This is a genomic window from Parabacteroides sp. AF19-14 (assembly GCF_003635485.1).
Lineage (GTDB): Bacteria > Bacteroidota > Bacteroidia > Bacteroidales > Tannerellaceae > Parabacteroides > Parabacteroides distasonis.
Genome location: NZ_QTMJ01000003.1, coordinates 204,522 through 222,178, shown reverse-complemented (window position 1 = coordinate 222,178; position 17,657 = coordinate 204,522). Strand labels below are relative to the sequence as shown.

At 44.3% G+C, this 17,657-nt stretch carries 18 protein-coding genes; 8 read left to right on the top strand and 10 right to left on the bottom strand.

Annotated elements, in window-relative coordinates:
• Positions 1 to 19: 19 nt before the first annotated feature.
• The 4 genes from DWX33_RS04285 to DWX33_RS04270 are packed head-to-tail and all read right to left on the bottom strand — an operon-like array spanning position 20 to position 3,691.
• Positions 20 to 304 (bottom strand): transcriptional regulator, encoded by a 285-nt coding sequence (locus tag DWX33_RS04285; protein ID WP_005864739.1) that lies wholly within the window; start codon positions 302 to 304, stop codon positions 20 to 22.
• Positions 289 to 918 carry a hypothetical protein gene (locus DWX33_RS04280; RefSeq protein WP_005864737.1) on the bottom strand — a complete coding sequence of 210 codons (630 nt, stop codon included), beginning with the start codon at positions 916 to 918 and terminating at the stop codon, positions 289 to 291. Before DWX33_RS04280 ends, DWX33_RS04285 begins: the two co-directional genes overlap by 16 nt.
• Before the next feature lie 18 nt (positions 919 to 936).
• The gene (locus DWX33_RS04275; protein WP_122379905.1) at positions 937 to 3,315 is read right to left on the bottom strand and encodes an outer membrane beta-barrel protein; all 2,379 of its coding nucleotides are present in this window, start codon (positions 3,313 to 3,315) and stop codon (positions 937 to 939) included.
• A 4-nt stretch (positions 3,316 to 3,319) separates the two neighbouring features.
• A complete protein-coding gene (locus DWX33_RS04270; RefSeq protein WP_122379904.1) occupies positions 3,320 to 3,691 on the bottom strand; it encodes a DUF2141 domain-containing protein in 372 nt (123 codons plus the stop codon).
• 334 nt (positions 3,692 to 4,025) lie between these two features.
• Between DWX33_RS04270 and DWX33_RS04265 the strand changes: the two genes are divergently transcribed.
• Positions 4,026 to 4,553 carry an O-acetyl-ADP-ribose deacetylase gene (locus tag DWX33_RS04265; RefSeq protein ID WP_005864731.1) on the top strand — a complete coding sequence of 176 codons (528 nt, stop codon included), beginning with the start codon at positions 4,026 to 4,028 and terminating at the stop codon, positions 4,551 to 4,553.
• On the opposite strand, the gene DWX33_RS04260 is transcribed toward DWX33_RS04265, so the two are convergent.
• Complete coding sequence (locus DWX33_RS04260; RefSeq protein ID WP_005864729.1) at positions 4,534 to 5,193, bottom strand: DUF5715 family protein; 660 nt, start codon at positions 5,191 to 5,193, stop codon at positions 4,534 to 4,536. The two genes, DWX33_RS04265 and DWX33_RS04260, sit on opposite strands and share 20 nt — an antisense overlap.
• Before the next feature lie 226 nt (positions 5,194 to 5,419).
• On the opposite strand from DWX33_RS04260, the gene DWX33_RS04255 reads away from it, so the two are divergent.
• From DWX33_RS04255 to DWX33_RS04240, 4 genes are read left to right on the top strand one after another with little or no spacing between them, the layout of a single operon-like run.
• The gene (locus tag DWX33_RS04255) at positions 5,420 to 6,412 is read left to right on the top strand and encodes a PhoH family protein (protein WP_005854625.1); all 993 of its coding nucleotides are present in this window, start codon (positions 5,420 to 5,422) and stop codon (positions 6,410 to 6,412) included.
• 11 nt (positions 6,413 to 6,423) lie between these two features.
• On the top strand, positions 6,424 to 7,374 hold the full coding sequence (locus tag DWX33_RS04250; RefSeq protein WP_005864727.1) for a phosphoribosylaminoimidazolesuccinocarboxamide synthase: 951 nt from the start codon (positions 6,424 to 6,426) through the stop codon (positions 7,372 to 7,374).
• A gap of 10 nt (positions 7,375 to 7,384) precedes the next feature.
• The gene (ubiE, locus tag DWX33_RS04245) at positions 7,385 to 8,128 is read left to right on the top strand and encodes a bifunctional demethylmenaquinone methyltransferase/2-methoxy-6-polyprenyl-1,4-benzoquinol methylase UbiE (protein WP_008773451.1); all 744 of its coding nucleotides are present in this window, start codon (positions 7,385 to 7,387) and stop codon (positions 8,126 to 8,128) included.
• Between the two features lie 14 nt (positions 8,129 to 8,142).
• A complete protein-coding gene (locus tag DWX33_RS04240) occupies positions 8,143 to 8,886 on the top strand; it encodes a shikimate dehydrogenase (RefSeq protein WP_005854619.1) in 744 nt (247 codons plus the stop codon).
• Positions 8,887 to 8,973: 87 nt separating this feature from the next.
• Here DWX33_RS04240 and DWX33_RS04235 read toward each other — a convergent pair whose 3' ends face one another.
• Genes DWX33_RS04235 through mutY form a run of 5 tightly spaced genes read right to left on the bottom strand, consistent with a single transcriptional unit; the run spans position 8,974 to position 13,196 of the window.
• The gene (locus tag DWX33_RS04235) at positions 8,974 to 9,591 is read right to left on the bottom strand and encodes a 4'-phosphopantetheinyl transferase superfamily protein (RefSeq protein WP_121772301.1); all 618 of its coding nucleotides are present in this window, start codon (positions 9,589 to 9,591) and stop codon (positions 8,974 to 8,976) included.
• 1 nt (position 9,592) lies between these two features.
• Complete coding sequence (locus DWX33_RS04230) at positions 9,593 to 10,174, bottom strand: gliding motility protein GldD (RefSeq protein ID WP_121772326.1); 582 nt, start codon at positions 10,172 to 10,174, stop codon at positions 9,593 to 9,595.
• 6 nt (positions 10,175 to 10,180) lie between these two features.
• Positions 10,181 to 11,533: a gliding motility-associated protein GldE gene (gene gldE / locus DWX33_RS04225; RefSeq protein ID WP_008773452.1), complete on the bottom strand. Its 1,353-nt coding sequence runs from the start codon at positions 11,531 to 11,533 to the stop codon at positions 10,181 to 10,183.
• 25 nt (positions 11,534 to 11,558) lie between these two features.
• A complete protein-coding gene (locus DWX33_RS04220) occupies positions 11,559 to 12,068 on the bottom strand; it encodes a single-stranded DNA-binding protein (RefSeq protein WP_005864715.1) in 510 nt (169 codons plus the stop codon).
• Between the two features lie 48 nt (positions 12,069 to 12,116).
• The gene (mutY, locus tag DWX33_RS04215; RefSeq protein ID WP_005864713.1) at positions 12,117 to 13,196 is read right to left on the bottom strand and encodes an A/G-specific adenine glycosylase; all 1,080 of its coding nucleotides are present in this window, start codon (positions 13,194 to 13,196) and stop codon (positions 12,117 to 12,119) included.
• A gap of 189 nt (positions 13,197 to 13,385) precedes the next feature.
• Here mutY and DWX33_RS04210 point away from each other — a divergent pair, with 189 nt between their 5' ends.
• The 3 genes from DWX33_RS04210 to dnaK all read left to right on the top strand — a co-directional run bounded on the left by DWX33_RS04210 (position 13,386) and on the right by dnaK (position 17,593).
• Entirely contained in the window at positions 13,386 to 13,658 is a 273-nt protein-coding gene (locus tag DWX33_RS04210; protein WP_005854607.1) for an HU family DNA-binding protein, read from the top strand.
• Between the two features lie 224 nt (positions 13,659 to 13,882).
• On the top strand, positions 13,883 to 15,460 hold the full coding sequence (locus tag DWX33_RS04205; protein ID WP_005854603.1) for an Rne/Rng family ribonuclease: 1,578 nt from the start codon (positions 13,883 to 13,885) through the stop codon (positions 15,458 to 15,460).
• Between the two features lie 201 nt (positions 15,461 to 15,661).
• Complete coding sequence (dnaK, locus tag DWX33_RS04200; protein WP_005864708.1) at positions 15,662 to 17,593, top strand: molecular chaperone DnaK; 1,932 nt, start codon at positions 15,662 to 15,664, stop codon at positions 17,591 to 17,593.
• Positions 17,594 to 17,657: the final 64 nt, after the last annotated feature.

Genomic DNA, 17,657 nt, shown 5'->3' with positions numbered 1-17,657 from the left:
GCCCTAAGAATGGCACAAGCTAAATATTAATATATTGTCTTAATGTATTCACATACTCCTCCATCGCCAAGCGTCCTTTGTCTGTGATCCGGCAAACCGTTCGGGGCTTCTTCCCGGCAAACCCCTTCTCGATCTCGATATAACCAGCTTCATTAAGTTTGTCCAATTGGACGCTGAGATTTCCTGCGGTAGCGCTCGTCTTCTCCTTGATATAGACAAACTCCGCCTCCTCCACCGATAGTAAAATGGACATCACCGCTAGCCGGAGTTGGGAATGCAATAAAGGATCTAATTCTTTAAACATTGTTTTTTAGCTTTATTATTAAGAATATGCCCGGGAATAATCATCATTACCACAAATGAAAGGCCAAAATACAAATACCATAAAACCGTGACAGGATCATGATTTATCAAACTCATCAGCATGTGGATAACTAAAACGAAAGCAACCACCGGAGAGTAAATCATCCATTTCTCCCGCAAGATAATACCATTTATAGATACCCCTAATCCACAATATAATAACGATAAAGGAAGCATCAATATAAAATTGACGGATTGCCCATAAAGCGCACAAAATACCGCGATCAAGACGAACGTCAGTCCAAACATACAGCCAAACACTTGCCATACCTTGGAGATCGTCTTGTCCGTATAAGTCACCACGGCCGGCTCACAACCTCTTTGCTTATATGAAATAACTGGTCCGACAGCAAACATGAGCATCCATCCCCAAGACCAAATATAATTTTGAGTACACAATATCAAGGAGGATATCACGACCGATAAGAGGACGGTAAAATATCCCCAATAAAGTAACACATTGCCACTCCCTACTTTCATGTTTCGCTTACTGGAGTTAATCATCTGAGTGATAATATCCAGACTTTCTTTTTCTGATAATTTTCTATCTTCCATAATTGTATTTATTTTATGTTATTTTTCATTCAGGCGACTCCGTTCGGAACCGGAACCTATCTCAATCTTACTCTTCCTTACTTTCTTTCCGCTATTGAAATTCCATGTCAACGCAACCTTAAAGACCCTTCCAGTAAGTCCGTTTTCATAACGGGATGATGTTCGATAAACATCCAACGTACTGGCGTACTCATTGGCTTGGTTAAAGATATTATCGACTGAAACCGCCAACAATAGCTTATCATTCAAAAGTTTCTTCCTCGCCATTACTCCAACCGTATGCCGGGGGGCGACCTCGCTATTACCGGAATATAGCCGGCTCGTTCCACTATACCGGGCCTCCACCGTAAAACCTGCCGGCAACGTAAAGGTAGCGATCACATTGGCAAACCCTAAATAATGAGACGAGAAAGAAGACAATTCCGTCATCCGGATATCCTGCCGTACGCCTATGAAATTCCCTGTCAAGTTACACCAAGTAAAGGGTTGATACGGCAAGCTGACCGCTACAAACCAATGGTTTTCCCGATCGTGATTTTCATACGTGATATAGGATACATCGGGATTCGCCACATCTTGTTTACAGAACTCCCGGATCAAGTCGTGGTGCAAGTTTCCTCCTACAGTCACCGTATAACGATAATTATAAACCAACGTTACACTGAAACGATTGATATAAGTAGGACGCAGATAGGGATTCCCGATCTGGTAGCTATAGTCCGAACTCTGTATACGATTCGGATTCAAGGTATAGAACGGAGGACGTTCGATATTACGAGCATATTGCCCGACCAGCATCCACCTCTTGATGGGATCGAACGCATAGGTCACGCCCAAGTTCGGAAAAAGATCCAGATAATCCCGACTAAAATCCTCACTTCTATCCGACGTCTTGGAATATTCCGCACGTACCCCCGCAGCAAACGACCAGTTCTTGATCTCCGCAAAGAAAGAGGCGTAAGCTCCTACTATATTTTCATTATATCTCAAGGTATATCCATATTCCTCATTTGGAATCCAGCTACCACTAGAGGTTAACCCCTCGTACAAGGAATGATCATCCATCAACATATAGGTATATTTAGCCCCAATTTTCAAAGACATCTTTTTACGCAAGTTCTTTTGGAAAGAAATATCGGTTGTCGCCATATCATAATCCGCCGCCGCATGACTCCGGTAAACCGTGTCATAGCTCCAACTAGACTGTTCATAACAGATCGTATGGAAATTATCCCCGGTCGATCGCTTACTTACGTAATCGGCTATGACCTTAAATACCGAGCCTCTATCATCCATTTCGCGTAAGTAATTGACCGTAGCGGAAAACGTGTTATAATCATCCTTCTGTCGATAATTCCCCGTACTCTTCATAGGATAAGAGTTCTTTACTAAATCCGTTTGACTCCAAGATGTTCCATCCGAAGCTTGATTGATATATTCGATCTCAGCTCCGACACTATTCAGCGAATCGATCTCGAAAATAGCCCCGACACGTCCATTCCCATATTTGGAATCCGTATCATACAAAGATTGAGACACAAACTTATTCCCCACCGTTCCGTATTCCCTGTTGGAGTTGATCTCTCCTTTATCCCGGGGAGTAAAAGTACCCGATACCGCTCCATTCAAGCTCCATTTCCCGACACGTGCATTTACGGACGCCGATGGAATATACCCTTGTAAAGATGGAGACAATGACGTACCTAAAGATACATATCCTTGCATACCGTTATCCGGACGTCGCCGCAATGAGATCTTGATCACTCCACCCTTAGTTGAGGCCTCATACTCAACTCCCGCGATCGGTATTACCTCAATCCTTTTTATATCCTCCGATTTCAAAGACCGCAAATAAGCCAGTAGCTCCTCTCCCGTTAAACGAATCTCACGATCATCCACAAACACCTTCGCCCCTTGCGCCCCATTTATCGAGATAGTTTCATCCGAGAGCCAGACACCCGGTGCCTGTGATAATAATTCCGTACCATCCTTTCCGGCAGATGGCATGACCGACATGATAAAGCGGTCCGCCTTCCGCTCGATATTCTTCGCTTGAACAACGACTTCCCTCAGAACATGGTTCGATAGATCTAGAATCAAGGAATCCCGCCGTTTTATCGGCAAGATCAGCTCTTTCCGTAAAGGCTCGTATCCGAGGCATTGAACAACAAGCCTATACTTCCCAGCCTCCGCCTCCATGCTAAAATCGCCATCACTATTGGCCACGGCACCCCCTACCTGTTTTTCTCCCGATAAAAGCACAGCGGTCGCATATTCCACGGCATTTCCCTCCGCATCGGAAACATGGGCTTTATAAACCGTTTGTCCCGAGATCTTTTGGGCACTACCCCCGCCTATCGCCAAAATCCAGAGCCATAGTAGTAAAAACCGTACCATGGCTCTATTGATTTACCGGATAATACAGTTTTAATTTGAAAGTCGCTTCCTCATCCTTCACCTCGCAACTTTTCAACACATATCCTTCCGCAGGCCCTTTTCCTTCCAGCATATCCATTTGCCAATTCTCGTTCTCGTCATGGAATACGGACAGATCAAACTTTTCCCAATCCACGTTTTCCAGTCGGATCGTAACCTTTCCTTTCTCAGACTTCGCCATACCATAAACAGGCTTGGTATCTTTTCCAGACTGAGCCATAACTAGGATATTCCCTTGGTTACCGCGTATATTACCAACCTCTACGATAATAGTACGTGCCTCTACGCAACCACATACCAACATGAATAAAGATAATATGAATAGAACTCGTCTCATTTTAGTATCCTCCTCTTAATCATTATTACTGTTACTACAAACAAGTTTATTTTATAAACTATCCATGGATAAAAAAATGCAAAGAAGCTGCGCATCACTCTTTGCACATCGCAAATATAGACAAGTTTATTTTATAAACCAAATAAAATCATAAAATATTCCAATAAAAATTTGACTCTGCAAAACACAGCCAAAATCCCCCACTAACCCTCCTAGAAAACACGTACATGCTTTCAAAACAACTATCTTAAGTTTGAAACAAAGCAACTTTTTCGCTATATTGCGCACATTTAGAATATATATGAACAGGACCAACATACAAATAACTAAAGATATGAACGAACGAATAATTGCCATACAAGCAGATATTACGACATTGGATGTAGACGCCATCGTAAATGCCGCGAACAATAGCTTATTGGGAGGTGGCGGCGTAGACGGTGCCATCCATTGGGCCGCTGGTCCGGAACTCCTTGACGAATGCCGGACTTTACAAGGATGCCCGACCGGGGAGGCGAAGATAACGAAAGGTTATCGATTGAAAGCCCGTCATGTCATACACACCGTCGGTCCCATCTACCGGAACGGACAACACGGAGAGCCGGAGCTACTGGAAAATTGTTATCGAAACTCCTTGCGATTGGCGAAAGAGAACAGACTGAGAACAATCGCTTTCCCATCAATAAGCACCGGCGTATATGGCTATCCTATCGAGGAGGCGGCACAGATAGCGATCCGCACGATCGATACCTTCCTAAAAGAGAATCCGGAAATCCAGCAAGTCACGATGTGCTGTTTCTCCGGATACGACAAATCGGTTTATACGAAAGCGCTGGAACAAATTACAACTCACGAGCCGTAATGTGGAAACACCCTTGCTTGCGTTCGTGCTTGATATAGCAACGATCCGCCCTGCGCAAATCACGAAGCACGGAGGCAAGCACCATTTTCAAGCGGTCCTTATCAATATTTAAGGTATCTTTCTCATCTATCTTAGTATAGCGTACCCATGATACATCGAACGTAGTTCCGTATTGGTGGGCAGAGTTGAGAGAAGAGTTCGTATTCCTTTTTCTCAATTTCTTGACATCGGCAACCGTACGGGTTACACTGGTTACCTTTATTTTATAGATGGAAGCATTCAAGTTTTTCAATGAGTCTTGGAAGTTTTTCCCGATATCCTCCAGCAGATTAGCGGCTTCCGGCACCAAATACGGAATAGAGTGCGTCAACTCCTCTACCTCGTAATAGTCATTCGTCTTGATCTCCACCATATCCCGGGAGGCGTGCTCCGCTCCTTCCCTCGAAGAGACAGGCTCTATGCCGATCTTCTTCGCAACGGACAAATGAACGTCATTCAAATCATTAAAATCACGATTATAGCTTCCATTGTACCAAATCTTCTTCAATTCACCTCTTTTCTCCTTACAAGAAGAAAAAGCCGTCGCCGACACGATCACGGCCAGCAACAACATCACATTAAACACAGTCTTCATCTTCATTACCTTCGTTTTGCCAGACAAACATAAGGAAAAATCCGAAATTACCCCTTAACTCCAATTAGTTTTTCTCTAAATGGTAGACGGACGGCTGAAAGATGTGTTCCCGTGAAATAAAACTTCTCCCTTTGCTTCAATGGATAAAGAATATTACTAATTTTGTAACTTGATTCGAATAATAAAAAATAGCACATCTTTTTGAAGCGTAATTTAATAAAAGGAATAGCGGATGATTGAAAGAATTTATATTCTTGAAAGCGTAGACCCGGTAATTTTCTACGGTGTGAATAACTCTAATATGCAATTGATCAAGACATTGTTTCCGAAATTGCGTATCGTTGCCCGTGGAAATGTGATGAAAGTGATTGGAGATGAGGATGAGTCCGAGCTTTTTCTCAAGAAAATCCGTGAGGTGGAAAAATACTGTGAGGAGTTTAACTCGCTCTCCGAAGACGTGATTCTGGATATTATAAAAGGGAAAGGTCCCACGGTCGTGAAGCAGGAGAACCTGATCATCCACGGCATGAATGGCAAGCCGATTACCGCACGTACCGAGAATCAACAGTTATTGGTAAAGGCTTTCGAGAACAACGATCTGGTTTTCGCCACAGGACCCGCCGGTTCGGGCAAAACATTCGTCGCTATCGCCCTAGCCGTAAAAGCATTAAAGAATAAGGAAGTACGGAAGATCATCTTAAGCCGTCCCGCCGTGGAAGCCGGAGAAAAACTGGGTTTCTTGCCGGGTGAGATGAAAGATAAGCTAGATCCCTATCTGCAACCGCTTTACGATGCCTTGCAGGATATGATACCGGCAGCCAAGCTGAAGGAATATATGGAGAATAACGTGATACAGATCGCCCCGCTAGCGTTTATGCGCGGTCGTACCTTGAACGACGCCGTCATTATATTGGACGAGGCGCAAAACACGACGACGCATCAAATCAAGATGTTCTTGACCCGCTTGGGTATGAACGCCAAGATGATCGTCACCGGAGATGTCACGCAGATAGACCTTCCGCCTTCTACCACGTCCGGATTGATACAGGCCATGCAAATATTGAAGGGCGTAAACGGGATCGGTAAGATCGAGTTCACCAAGAAAGATATTGTCCGGCATAAACTTGTCCAACGAATCGTAGAGGCTTATGATAAGTTCGATGATAAACGGAAGAAAGAGATCAAAGAGGCAAAAGAGAAGAAAACGAATATAGACAACAACTAAAAGTAAGAGTCATGAAGAAGGCATTAGTTAAAACAGACTTCAATTTCCCGCGACAAAAGAGCGTATACCATGGGAAAGTACGCGACGTATACAACATCAATGACGAGGTATTGGTAATGGTCGCTACAGACCGTATTTCCGCTTTCGATGTTATCTTGCCGGAAGGTATTCCTTACAAGGGACAAATGTTAAACCAGATCGCCGCCAAGTTCCTTGACGCTACGACTGATATTTGTCCGAACTGGAAAATGGCTACTCCGGACCCGATGGTAACGGTTGGCGTTCAATGCCAAGGTTTCCCGGTTGAGATGATCGTACGCGGTTATCTGTGCGGAAGCGCATGGCGTGCTTATAAGAGTGGCGTACGTGAGATCTGCGGCGTGAAACTACCGGAGGGTATGCGTGAGAACCAACGTTTCCCCGAACCCATCATCACCCCGACTACAAAGGCTGAGATCGGAGAGCATGATCAAGATATCTCTAAAGAGGAGATTCTCGCTAAAGGTTTGGTCTCTAAAGAGGACTACGAGGTTCTTGAGAAATATACGATGGCCTTGTTTAAACGCGGTACCGAGATCGCTAAGGAACGTGGCTTGATCTTGGTTGACACGAAATATGAGTTCGGTCATCGTGACGGCAAGATCTATTTGATCGACGAGATCCATACTCCGGATTCCTCCCGTTATTTCTACTCAGAAGGATACGAGGATCGTTTCGCCAAAGGGGAACCGCAGAAGCAACTTTCCAAGGAGTTCGTCCGCGAATGGTTGATGGAAAATGGCTTCCAAGGTAAATCCGGACAGAAAGTTCCTGAAATGACACCGGAGATCGTAGAAGGAATCAGCAACCGATATATCGAATTGTTCGAGCATATCACAGGGGAGACTTTCGTAAAAGGCGAGACTGATAACTTGCTGAACCGCATCGAGAAAAACGTTACCGAATATTTACAGAATAAATAAGATACCGCACATGACACAGTATGGTTCAGAGACAATACTTCCTTATAACAAAGAGGAACAAAAGGGTACGCAAGTCAAACGTATGTTCGACTCGATAGCCGAAACGTATGATCAACTCAACCATACTCTCTCATTTGGTATCGACAAGATATGGCGCAGGAAAGGGATCGCTTTCCTGCGTCCTTTCTCTCCTAAAACGATACTGGATATCGCTACCGGTACCGGAGACTTGGCTATCTCCATGTACAAAAAGCTGCGACCCGACCATATCGTCGGTGCCGACATCTCGTTAGGCATGATGGAAGTGGGACGGAAAAAAGTAGCTGCCGCCGGTTATTCGGAGTATATATCCTTCGAGCAACAGGACTGTACGGCCTTGACCTACGAGGAAAACTCGTTCGATGCCGTAACCGCCGCTTTCGGGGTTCGTAATTTTGAGAACATAGAGCAAGGTATCTCAGAGATGTACCGGGTGCTGAAACCCGGTGGACATATCATGATCTTGGAACTTTCCACACCGGAACATTTTCCCATGAGACAACTCTACCAGATCTATTCAAAGACCGTCATCCCCTTTATCGGACGTCTACTCTCTAAAGAAAAAGTCGCGTATAATTATTTGCCGGCTTCCATCAAGGTAGTTCCTCAGGGAAAGGTCATGACGGATTTACTCACCCGCCAAGGCTTCAAGCAGGCCCGTGTACGGACCTTTACCTTCGGGATCTGTTCATTATATACAGGATCTAAAGAATAAACAATAAAAAGGTTATGCAGAAATATGGCTTACTGGGATATCCCCTCGGACATTCGTTTTCTAAAACGTATTTCAACCAGAAGTTTGAGGCGGAGAAGATCGACGCTGAGTACTTGAATTTCGAGATTCCCTCTATCAAGGAGATTAAGAACGTAATCAAAGAAAACCCTGAACTTAACGGTTTAAACGTGACCATTCCTTATAAGGAACAAGTAATCCCATATTTAGACGATTTGGATGACGATGCCCGTCAGATCGGAGCGGTAAATGTCATCAAGTTCACAAAAGGTCTTTTCGGCAAACTTAAACTGAAAGGATATAACTCGGATATTATCGGATTCAAGCAATCGATTGATCCTTTATTGAAAGAAACGCACCGGAAAGCGTTGATCCTTGGTACGGGAGGGGCGTCGAAGGCAGTCTTCCACGGACTGAAACAGCTAGGCGTTGGTGCCACGCTGGTTTCTCGCAAACCGAAAGAATTTTGTATCACGTACGATGAGATTACTCCGAAAACCATGGAGCAATATACGGTGATCGTAAACACGACTCCCTTAGGCATGTTCCCTAATATAGACTCATGTCCGGATATCCCGTACGATTTACTTACGCCGAATCATCTATTGTATGATTTACTTTACAATCCGGATGAGACCCTTTTCATGAAGAAAGGAAAAGAAAAAGGCGCCGTCGTGAAAAATGGTCTGGAAATGCTTCTATTACAGGCTTTCGCCGCTTGGGAGATCTGGCAGAAATAGATCGAACGATATCTTTCCAACCACATGATTTGATGAAGCTAGCTTCGTGAGCCAATGAAGTTAGCTTCGTTAGTCAATGAAGTTAACTTACTTCAACCAAGTCAATACATAGTCCGGTGTAACTTGATATGCCAACTCATATTCCCGGCATGCCTCGGTCCGGGTTTCTCGTCCCTTAAACGTCCCACTCGATAAATAAGGAAAAGGATTCACGTGAAGATGCTTTTGAAAGTCCACTCCTTCCTGCTCGATTATCTTGAACAAGGTTTCTTTGGCGCACCAATGGATTAATAGATGCTCGACCTCATGCTCCAGATCGATACCCGCCTCTTCCTCCGGATTCATAAAGCGACTTCGTATTTTCAAGATCCGGTCCGAACGATACTCGATATCGATCCCTGTCGGACGCTTATCCAAGATTACCGCCACATAATCTTTCGTATGAGATATACTTATATATAAAGGTACGCACGCGAGGAACGGGGCACCCGTAGAATGATAGTCAACCCTTACCTCCTCTCCTAAAAGCTCTTTTAAAAGCACCCGGCTGGCGAAACGTTCCTGCCTCCGCTTCTCTGCCGATACCCGCTCCAAAAAAGAAGAATAGTCCGCTTTATGCTCAAGCATCCCCAAAAGCTCATCAGAACTTTCTTCCATTTTCCAGACTCCATGCAGCGGCGAGAGTTGTTTATATAGCAAGGCCATATTATTCTTTCCAACTAAAAGTTTGTATAAGTTCTATGATATCTTCCCGGATATATTGGATAGCGGGAGCTAATGAATCCGCATTGGGTTTACAGTCAAAATACAAGGCTCCCCGGAAGAAATTCGATACACTATCTGTCAACAGGAATTGTATGGGAGAAGCCGATTCTCCATCCAGAAGAAACAGCGAGCCATAAACGTTTGCGGCAGGGTTGGAATACGCTTTCTCCGATATCCGACTCTCCGACTTTATTTGGCGGGCGACGAAAGAGCGGCTTTCCGTCTCCACCGTCACCAAGGACGCGGGAGTAATTGGCAAATAGCTGCAATAAAGCTTAGCCTCTAACTCCGGATACGAGATATTCAAGCCCGTAACACCCTTCTTTTGATCCGGCACCTCTATGACCGCAGTCTGAGAGACATCAAAATTAAAAGGCAGGTAACTGAGATCAAGCGGTTTATATTGTGCCTTCGAAGGTTCGATACGAACATAGCCCCGTGGCTTCGGCGTATATTCCACACACGAAATACAGCATATCCCTAAAAACAGAGAACCTCCTATGACAGCAGCTATCCATTTCATAAACATTTACTTCGTATCTTTCCCATTCTCATCATTCCCTGTACCTTCAGGGATACGGTTAAATTTAACCTTTAATATCCTCCTGTTATCCACTTCCAGCACTTGGAAACGATATTCCTTAAAATCTATAATCTCCCTACGGCGTGGAAAATCCCCTTTTATCTCCAACAAAAGACCGGCCAAAGTTTCCACTTCTTCCGTCAATTTACCAAAATCTGAGGGATCGGCATCGATAACCCGGAAGAAATCCGTCAATAATATCTTTGCCTCAAAGATCAAGCTACCGTCTGCTAAACGGATGAATTGTTGCTCATCCTCATCATACTCATCGGAGATCTCTCCGACAATTTCCTCTAGGATATCTTCCATCGTCACGATACCGGAGGTACCGCCAAACTCATCGACCACGATCGCCATATGAATTTTATTGGTACGGAACTCTTCCAGCAAATCATCGATCTTCTTGGTTTCCGGCACGAAATAGGCCGGTCGGATCAAACTCTGCCAACGGAATGTATCGGGCTTGTCAATATAGGGCAATAAGTCCTTGATATATAAGATACCTTTTATATTATCCTCAGTCTCGGAATATACCGGAATACGCGAATAGCCGGATTTGATAATAAAATCAACCACCTCACGGAAACTGATCTTGATCTCGATATCTTCCATATCCAGACGAGGAGTCATGATCTCATCAGCGGTCTTATTATAAAACTTGATAATCTCCGCCAGCATCTCCTTCTCCTCCGGGATCTCGGTAGAGGTTAGCTCTAACGCTTTAGAAAGCTCATCTACAGAGATATCATATTTCTTTTTCGCTAACGCTTTATTGATGACCGATGTGGAATTAACCAAGATTTTCGAGAATGGGCGGCAGAAGCGTTCCAAACCACTTAATACAGAGGCTGAAAAACGAACAAAACGCAAAGAATTCTTCTGTGCGTAAATCTTAGGCATGATCTCCCCAAAAAGTAAAAGCAAGAAAGTCAGTAGAATCGTCTCAAGCACAAAGCCTAGAAGAGGAGCGGCCGAGAAATTAATCCAAGCGTTAATCGCATAGGTACACAACATAACGACCGCCACATTTACGAAATTATTAGCGATCAATATAGATGCCAATAGATACTCCGAACGTTCAAGGAGACGTTTGATAACAGGATCTGCCGGGCGATTCTCTTCCCCGATCTCATTTAGGTCGCCCGGGGTTAGAGAAAAGAATGCCACTTCAGAGGCCGACACGAAGCCGGAAACAAACAGCAGTAAAAAAGCGAGGCTTAATGCGATCACAGGACCCGCTGTCAGCGCCTGCACCGTTACGTTTTCAAATAAGCCCGATAAATAATAGTCCGAGTCCAAGGGAAACAGTATTAGTTAAACAATATCAGAACGGGAGATCATCCGCGTCACTGGATTCTGAGAATGCGCTAGGCTGCGAGGCGGCTGGCTGTTGATAAGCGGTATTTGGCGCCGTAGTCGGTTGAGCCGATTGTCCTTGCCCCACATTGGGCTGCATACTACCGCCTTGTGCAGTCGTATTTCCACCATCGGCCGGACGGGAACCCGTACTGTAAAACTCGATACGATCCGCATGGATCTCCGTAACATATCGTTTCACGCCGCTTTGGTCATCATAATTACGAGTACGAATCTTGCCTTCCACATATACACCGGAACCTTTACGTACCCATTTTTCCACGAAAGGAACCAAATCCCGACGAACTACGATATTATGCCACTCCGTACGTTCCGGAACCACCGTTCCATTTGCCAACGTATACCCACGTTCCGAGGTTGCCAGCGGGAAATTAGCGACAGCGGCACCACTGTCAAAATAGCGAACGTCAGGATCTTTGCCTACGTTGCCGATCAATATAACCTTATTCAATGACATAATTCAAATTCTTAATAACCATACAAAGAAACACAAATTCAATCATTCTCACAAGTTTCCGTTTAATTTCTCTAAATAAATATGTATCAGCCGGGGAACGGCATACTTCTCAATATCCCGGCAAGGCAAAGAGAGATAATTCCCCAAGGATTCCGGAACCAGCTCTATCTCTATTTGATAGAAAGAAGCGTATAAAATTTGATGGGAGAGCGTATGCTTTACATTCGATAACCCTTGGGTGATACTCAATTTTCCAGCATCTCCCAATAGGTTACGGAAGGCTTGCGTCTCACACAAACCGGAAAAATCCATCGCATGATCCGTCTCGATCAAAGGAAATTCATACAAGCCGGTCCAGATATCCTTCCCCGCCCGTCTGTTCATCCAAGTTTGTCCTTTATATATAATGTATAGATAGTGGAAATAACGATCCCTTGTCTTCGTCTTATTTTGTTTCACCGGATAAGCTTGCACATTGCCGGAAGCGAACGCCATGCATTTATCTTTTAGCGGGCACACCCCGCAGTCCGGGTTTTGAGGAACACATTGCAAAGCACCCAATTCCATGATCGCCTGATTATGCGTCCCTGCGTTCTTAGGGTCCAAGATCATTCCGGCCAGTTCCGCGAATTGCTTTTTACCCTTCGTGGTGTCGATCGGCGTATCTACGGCAAACAAACGGGAAAGTACCCGGTACACATTTCCATCCACGACCGGACACGGTTGGTTCCAAGCAAAGGAGACGATCGCCGCCGCCGTATACTCCCCGATACCTTTCAAGGATAATACCTCTTTATAATTCTCCGGGAAAACCCCGTTAAACCGCTCCATGATAGATTTAGCCGCCGCATGTAAGTTACGAGCCCGGCTATAATACCCCAAGCCCTGCCAATATTTCAGCACCTCATCCTCTTCCGCCGCCGCTAGAGATGCCACATCCGGGAAACGTTCGGTGAAACGCAAAAAATACTCCAATCCCTGTACAACCCGGGTTTGTTGCAATATAATCTCCGATATCCAGATGATATAAGGGTCTCTCGTTTCCCTCCAAGGAAGCTCTCTTTTATAGGTTTCATACCACTCAACCAATATCCGGCTGATTTCTAACTCACTTTCATACTGTAACATAACTGCTCCCTTTCTCTCTTTTCAACATCATAACTATTTGATTACCGCAAACATACATATATATTACGAATCGAGAAGAATCTTTTTATTTAAAAATTGAAGCTCAATTCTTTTTCCACTTAAATAAAAAGCTATATATTTGCATTCCAAAAAATTAATAGGTCAAAATCAATTAATTAATTTATAGACATGACTAAAGCAGATATTGTTAGCGAGATTTCAAAAAGCACTGGTATCGACAAACAGACAGTGCTAGCAAGCGTTGAGTCCTTCATGGATATCGTAAAAAGTTCTTTAGCCCAAGGCGAAAACGTTTACTTGAGAGGTTTCGGAAGTTTCGTTATTAAGAAGAGAGCTCAAAAGACAGCTCGTAATATTTCAAAAAATACTACGATCATCATCCCGGAACACAACATTCCGTCATTCAAGCCGGCTAAGACTTTTATTGGTGAAGTTAAGTAATTAATTATTATACGTTTAATTTAAAATTTTAAAGCGATGCCTAGCGGAAAGAAAAGAAAAAGACATAAAATGTCTACGCACAAGCGCAAAAAGAGACTGAAGAAGAATAGACATAAGAAGAAATAAGTCTATCTAACGAACTCTAAAGAACAAACTTAATAAGTGACCTTTTAAGTTTGTTCTTTGCGTATTTTATAAGGTCTGATCTTAAAAACACATCTTAAGTGATTAGTGAATTAGTAGTTGATGTACAGCCCAAAGAGGTATCTATCGCCGTCTTGGAGGACAAGAGCCTTGTGGAGCTCCAAAAGGAGGCCCGCAACGTCTCGTTCGCCGTTGGTGATATCTATCTAGGTAAGGTTAAGAAACTGATGCCGGGCTTAAACGCTGCGTTCATTGATGTCGGTTACAAAAAGGATGCGTTTCTTCACTATTTGGACTTAGGTCCTAACTTCAACACCCAACAGAAATATTTAAAGCAATTGCTGAGCGATCCCAAAAAGGCGCCGGTACTGTCGAAAACTCAGATTCTACCGGAGATCGAAAAGAACGGGAGTATTAGCGACGTGCTGAAAGTAGGACAAGAGGTGTTGGTTCAAATTGCTAAAGAGCCTATCTCGACGAAAGGTCCCCGATTGACTTCCGAGCTTTCTTTTGCCGGAAGATATATCGTGCTGATACCGTTCGCCGATAAAGTATCTGTCTCCACCAAAATTAAATCAAGCGAGGAACGAGCCCGTTTGCGCCAGTTAATCCAAAGTATCAAACCGAAGAATTTCAGTGTTATCGTACGGACATCCTCGGAGGGCAAGCGTGTCGCGGAGCTTGATCATGAATTGAAGACATTGATGAAACGATGGGAAGATAATATCGTGAAGGTGCCTAAACTCAAAGCTCCGGCTATTATTTATGAGGAAACGGCACGTACCGTAGCTTTGCTTCGGGATATATTCAACCCCTCTTTCCAAAATATTTATGTAAATGACAAGGAGGTCTACAATAATGTCCGCGACTATGTAAGCTTGATCGCACCGGGACGGGAAGAAATCGTACAGTTATATACGGGAGAGCTTCCTATCTTCGACAACTTTGCGGTCACCAAGCAAATCAAGTCGCTATTCGGACGAACTGTCACTTACAAGAGTGGAGCTTACTTGATTATCGAGCACACGGAAGCTATGCACGTTATCGACGTGAACAGCGGGAACCGTTCCAAAGGCAGCGATGCCCAAGAGAAGACAGCTATCGACGTAAATATAGCCGCCGCCGATGAGATCGCCCGTCAGCTCCGCTTACGAGACATGGGAGGTATCATCGTCATAGACTTTATCGATATGGCAGAGGCTGCCAACCGGCAAAAGCTATTTGAACACATGACAAAGGCAATGGCAAATGACCGGGCTAAACACAATATCCTTCCTCTTAGTAAGTTTGGCTTGATGCAGATTACCCGTCAGCGGGTACGTCCGGCAATGGACGTGGATACGTCAGAAGACTGCCCATCCTGTTTCGGAACAGGAACGGTTAAGCCTTCCATCCTGTTTACCGACAGCCTGGAAGAAAAAATAGATTGCTTAGTAAACAAACATCACGTGAAGAAATTCACCCTGCATGTACATCCGTATGTCGCAGCGTATGTGAACAAGGGGTTGTTCCCCTTGAGCATGAAGTGGAAAATGAAGTACACACATGGTTTAAAAGTTATTCCCAATCAAAGTCTCGCCTTTCTTGAATACAAATTCTTTGATGCCGACAAGAATGAGCTTGACATGAAAGAAGAAAAGGAAATAATCAACAAATAACAAGAGAAGCCCCGGGCCTATTAAAGCGGTTCCGGGGCTTTCTGTATTCTGCCAAACCGTCAAAATGTCACGATTCATGACACGTATTATTTATTTTCAAACCCAAACTTCTTTGGCACGGCATTTGTTGAATACTATGTGAATCCTTTAAACAAGGAGGATGACGGACGATGAATAATAACAATTAAAATATTTACAATCATGGGAAAGATTATTGGAATCGACTTAGGAACAACCAACTCTTGTGTTGCCGTATTGGAAGGTAACGAACCGGTTGTTATCGCGAACAGCGAAGGTAAAAGAACAACACCTTCAATCGTAGCTTTCGTAGAAGGCGGCGAGCGTAAGGTAGGTGATCCCGCAAAACGTCAGGCTATCACCAATCCTGAAAAGACTATATTCTCTATCAAACGTTTCATGGGTGAAACTTATGACCAAGTACAAAAGGAAATCAATCGCGTTCCTTATAAAGTAGTGCGTGGTGATAACAACACTCCTCGTGTAGATATCGAAGGACGTTTGTATACTCCGCAGGAAATCTCAGCGATGATCCTGCAGAAAATGAAAAAGACAGCTGAGGATTATTTGGGACAGGAAGTAACGGAAGCCGTTATCACAGTACCTGCTTACTTTAGTGACGCTCAACGTCAGGCTACGAAAGAGGCTGGTGAGATCGCAGGTTTAACCGTACGCCGTATCGTAAACGAACCGACTGCCGCTTCTTTAGCTTATGGTTTGGATAAGACGAACAAAGACATGAAGATCGCCGTATTCGACTTAGGTGGTGGTACATTCGATATCTCCATCCTTGAGTTAGGTGACGGCGTATTCGAGGTAAAATCAACAAACGGTGATACTCACCTAGGTGGTGATGACTTCGACCACGTAATCATCGACTGGTTGGCTGAAGAATTCGAACGAGAGGAAGGCGTAGACTTACGTAAAGACCCGATGGCTTTACAACGTTTAAAAGAAGCTGCCGAGAAAGCGAAGATCGAGTTGTCAAGTACGACTAGCACGGAGATCAACTTGCCGTATATCATGCCGGTAAACGGTATTCCAAAGCACTTGGTTAAGACTTTGACTCGTGCTAAATTCGAACAATTGGCTGACGGTCTGATCCAAGCATGTATCGAACCGTGCCGTCAATCCTTGAAAGACGCAGGTTTATCAACTTCTGATATCGACGAAGTGATCTTGGTAGGTGGTTCTACTCGTATCCCGGCCGTACAGGCTATCGTTGAGAAATTCTTCGGTAAAGCTCCGTCTAAGGGCGTTAACCCGGATGAAGTAGTAGCCGTAGGTGCAGCGATCCAAGGTGGTGTATTGACAGGTGAGGTTAAGGACGTATTGTTGTTGGATGTTACTCCGCTGTCTTTAGGTATTGAGACAATGGGTGGTGTAATGACTAAATTGATCGAGTCTAACACGACCATCCCGACCAAGAAGTCCGAGACATTTACGACTGCTGTAGACAACCAGCCTTCTGTTGAGATCCACATCTTGCAAGGAGAGCGTTCTTTGGCTAAAGACAACAAGTCTATCGGCCGTTTCCACCTAGATGGAATACCTGCCGCACAACGTGGTGTCCCTCAGATCGAGGTTACATTCGATATCGACGCCAATGGTATCTTGAACGTATCCGCCAAGGATAAAGGAACCGGTAAAGTACAAAGTATCCGTATCGAGGCTTCCAGCGGTTTGAGCGATGATGAGGTTAAGCGTATGAAAGAAGAGGCTGCCGCAAACGCAGAGGCCGATAAGAAAGAGAAAGAGCGTATCGATAAATTGAATCAAGCGGATAGCATGATCTTCCAGACCGAGAAACAATTGAAAGATCTTGGTGACAAGCTTCCGGCAGACAAGAAAGCTCCGATCGAAGGTGCCTTGAACAAATTGAAAGAAGCTCATAAGGCTCAGGATATCGCAGGTATCGATGCTGCTATGGCAGAATTGAACAGCGTATTCCAAGCAGCTAGCCAAGAAATGTACAACGCTCAAGGTGGCGGCGCTCAAGGCGGCCCGCAAGCAGATCCTAACTTCGGTGGTCAACAAGCTGGCGGTAACGCAGGTAGCAGCAACAACAGCAAAGACGGTAACGTTACGGACGTTGACTTTGAGGAAGTAAAATAAAAAGAAGCGGTTTTAATCGCTCCTTTACTCCACATAAGATAGAAAAACGGCTATCGGGTCCTTC

What these genes read in the sequence shown, in the direction of transcription:
- DWX33_RS04285 (WP_005864739.1), bottom strand. Translation starts at nt 304, where the DNA reads ATGTTTAAAGAATTAGATCCTTTATTGCATTCCCAACTCCGGCTAGCG.
- DWX33_RS04280 (WP_005864737.1), bottom strand. Translation starts at nt 918, where the DNA reads ATGGAAGATAGAAAATTATCAGAAAAAGAAAGTCTGGATATTATCACT.
- DWX33_RS04275 (WP_122379905.1), bottom strand. Translation starts at nt 3,315, where the DNA reads ATGGTACGGTTTTTACTACTATGGCTCTGGATTTTGGCGATAGGCGGG.
- DWX33_RS04270 (WP_122379904.1), bottom strand. Translation starts at nt 3,691, where the DNA reads ATGAGACGAGTTCTATTCATATTATCTTTATTCATGTTGGTATGTGGT.
- DWX33_RS04265 (WP_005864731.1), top strand. Translation starts at nt 4,026, where the DNA reads ATGAACGAACGAATAATTGCCATACAAGCAGATATTACGACATTGGAT.
- DWX33_RS04260 (WP_005864729.1), bottom strand. Translation starts at nt 5,193, where the DNA reads ATGAAGATGAAGACTGTGTTTAATGTGATGTTGTTGCTGGCCGTGATC.
- DWX33_RS04255 (WP_005854625.1), top strand. Translation starts at nt 5,420, where the DNA reads ATGATTGAAAGAATTTATATTCTTGAAAGCGTAGACCCGGTAATTTTC.
- DWX33_RS04250 (WP_005864727.1), top strand. Translation starts at nt 6,424, where the DNA reads ATGAAGAAGGCATTAGTTAAAACAGACTTCAATTTCCCGCGACAAAAG.
- ubiE (WP_008773451.1), top strand. Translation starts at nt 7,385, where the DNA reads ATGACACAGTATGGTTCAGAGACAATACTTCCTTATAACAAAGAGGAA.
- DWX33_RS04240 (WP_005854619.1), top strand. Translation starts at nt 8,143, where the DNA reads ATGCAGAAATATGGCTTACTGGGATATCCCCTCGGACATTCGTTTTCT.
- DWX33_RS04235 (WP_121772301.1), bottom strand. Translation starts at nt 9,591, where the DNA reads ATGGCCTTGCTATATAAACAACTCTCGCCGCTGCATGGAGTCTGGAAA.
- DWX33_RS04230 (WP_121772326.1), bottom strand. Translation starts at nt 10,174, where the DNA reads ATGAAATGGATAGCTGCTGTCATAGGAGGTTCTCTGTTTTTAGGGATA.
- DWX33_RS04220 (WP_005864715.1), bottom strand. Translation starts at nt 12,068, where the DNA reads ATGTCATTGAATAAGGTTATATTGATCGGCAACGTAGGCAAAGATCCT.
- mutY (WP_005864713.1), bottom strand. Translation starts at nt 13,196, where the DNA reads ATGTTACAGTATGAAAGTGAGTTAGAAATCAGCCGGATATTGGTTGAG.
- DWX33_RS04210 (WP_005854607.1), top strand. Translation starts at nt 13,386, where the DNA reads ATGACTAAAGCAGATATTGTTAGCGAGATTTCAAAAAGCACTGGTATC.
- dnaK (WP_005864708.1), top strand. Translation starts at nt 15,662, where the DNA reads ATGGGAAAGATTATTGGAATCGACTTAGGAACAACCAACTCTTGTGTT.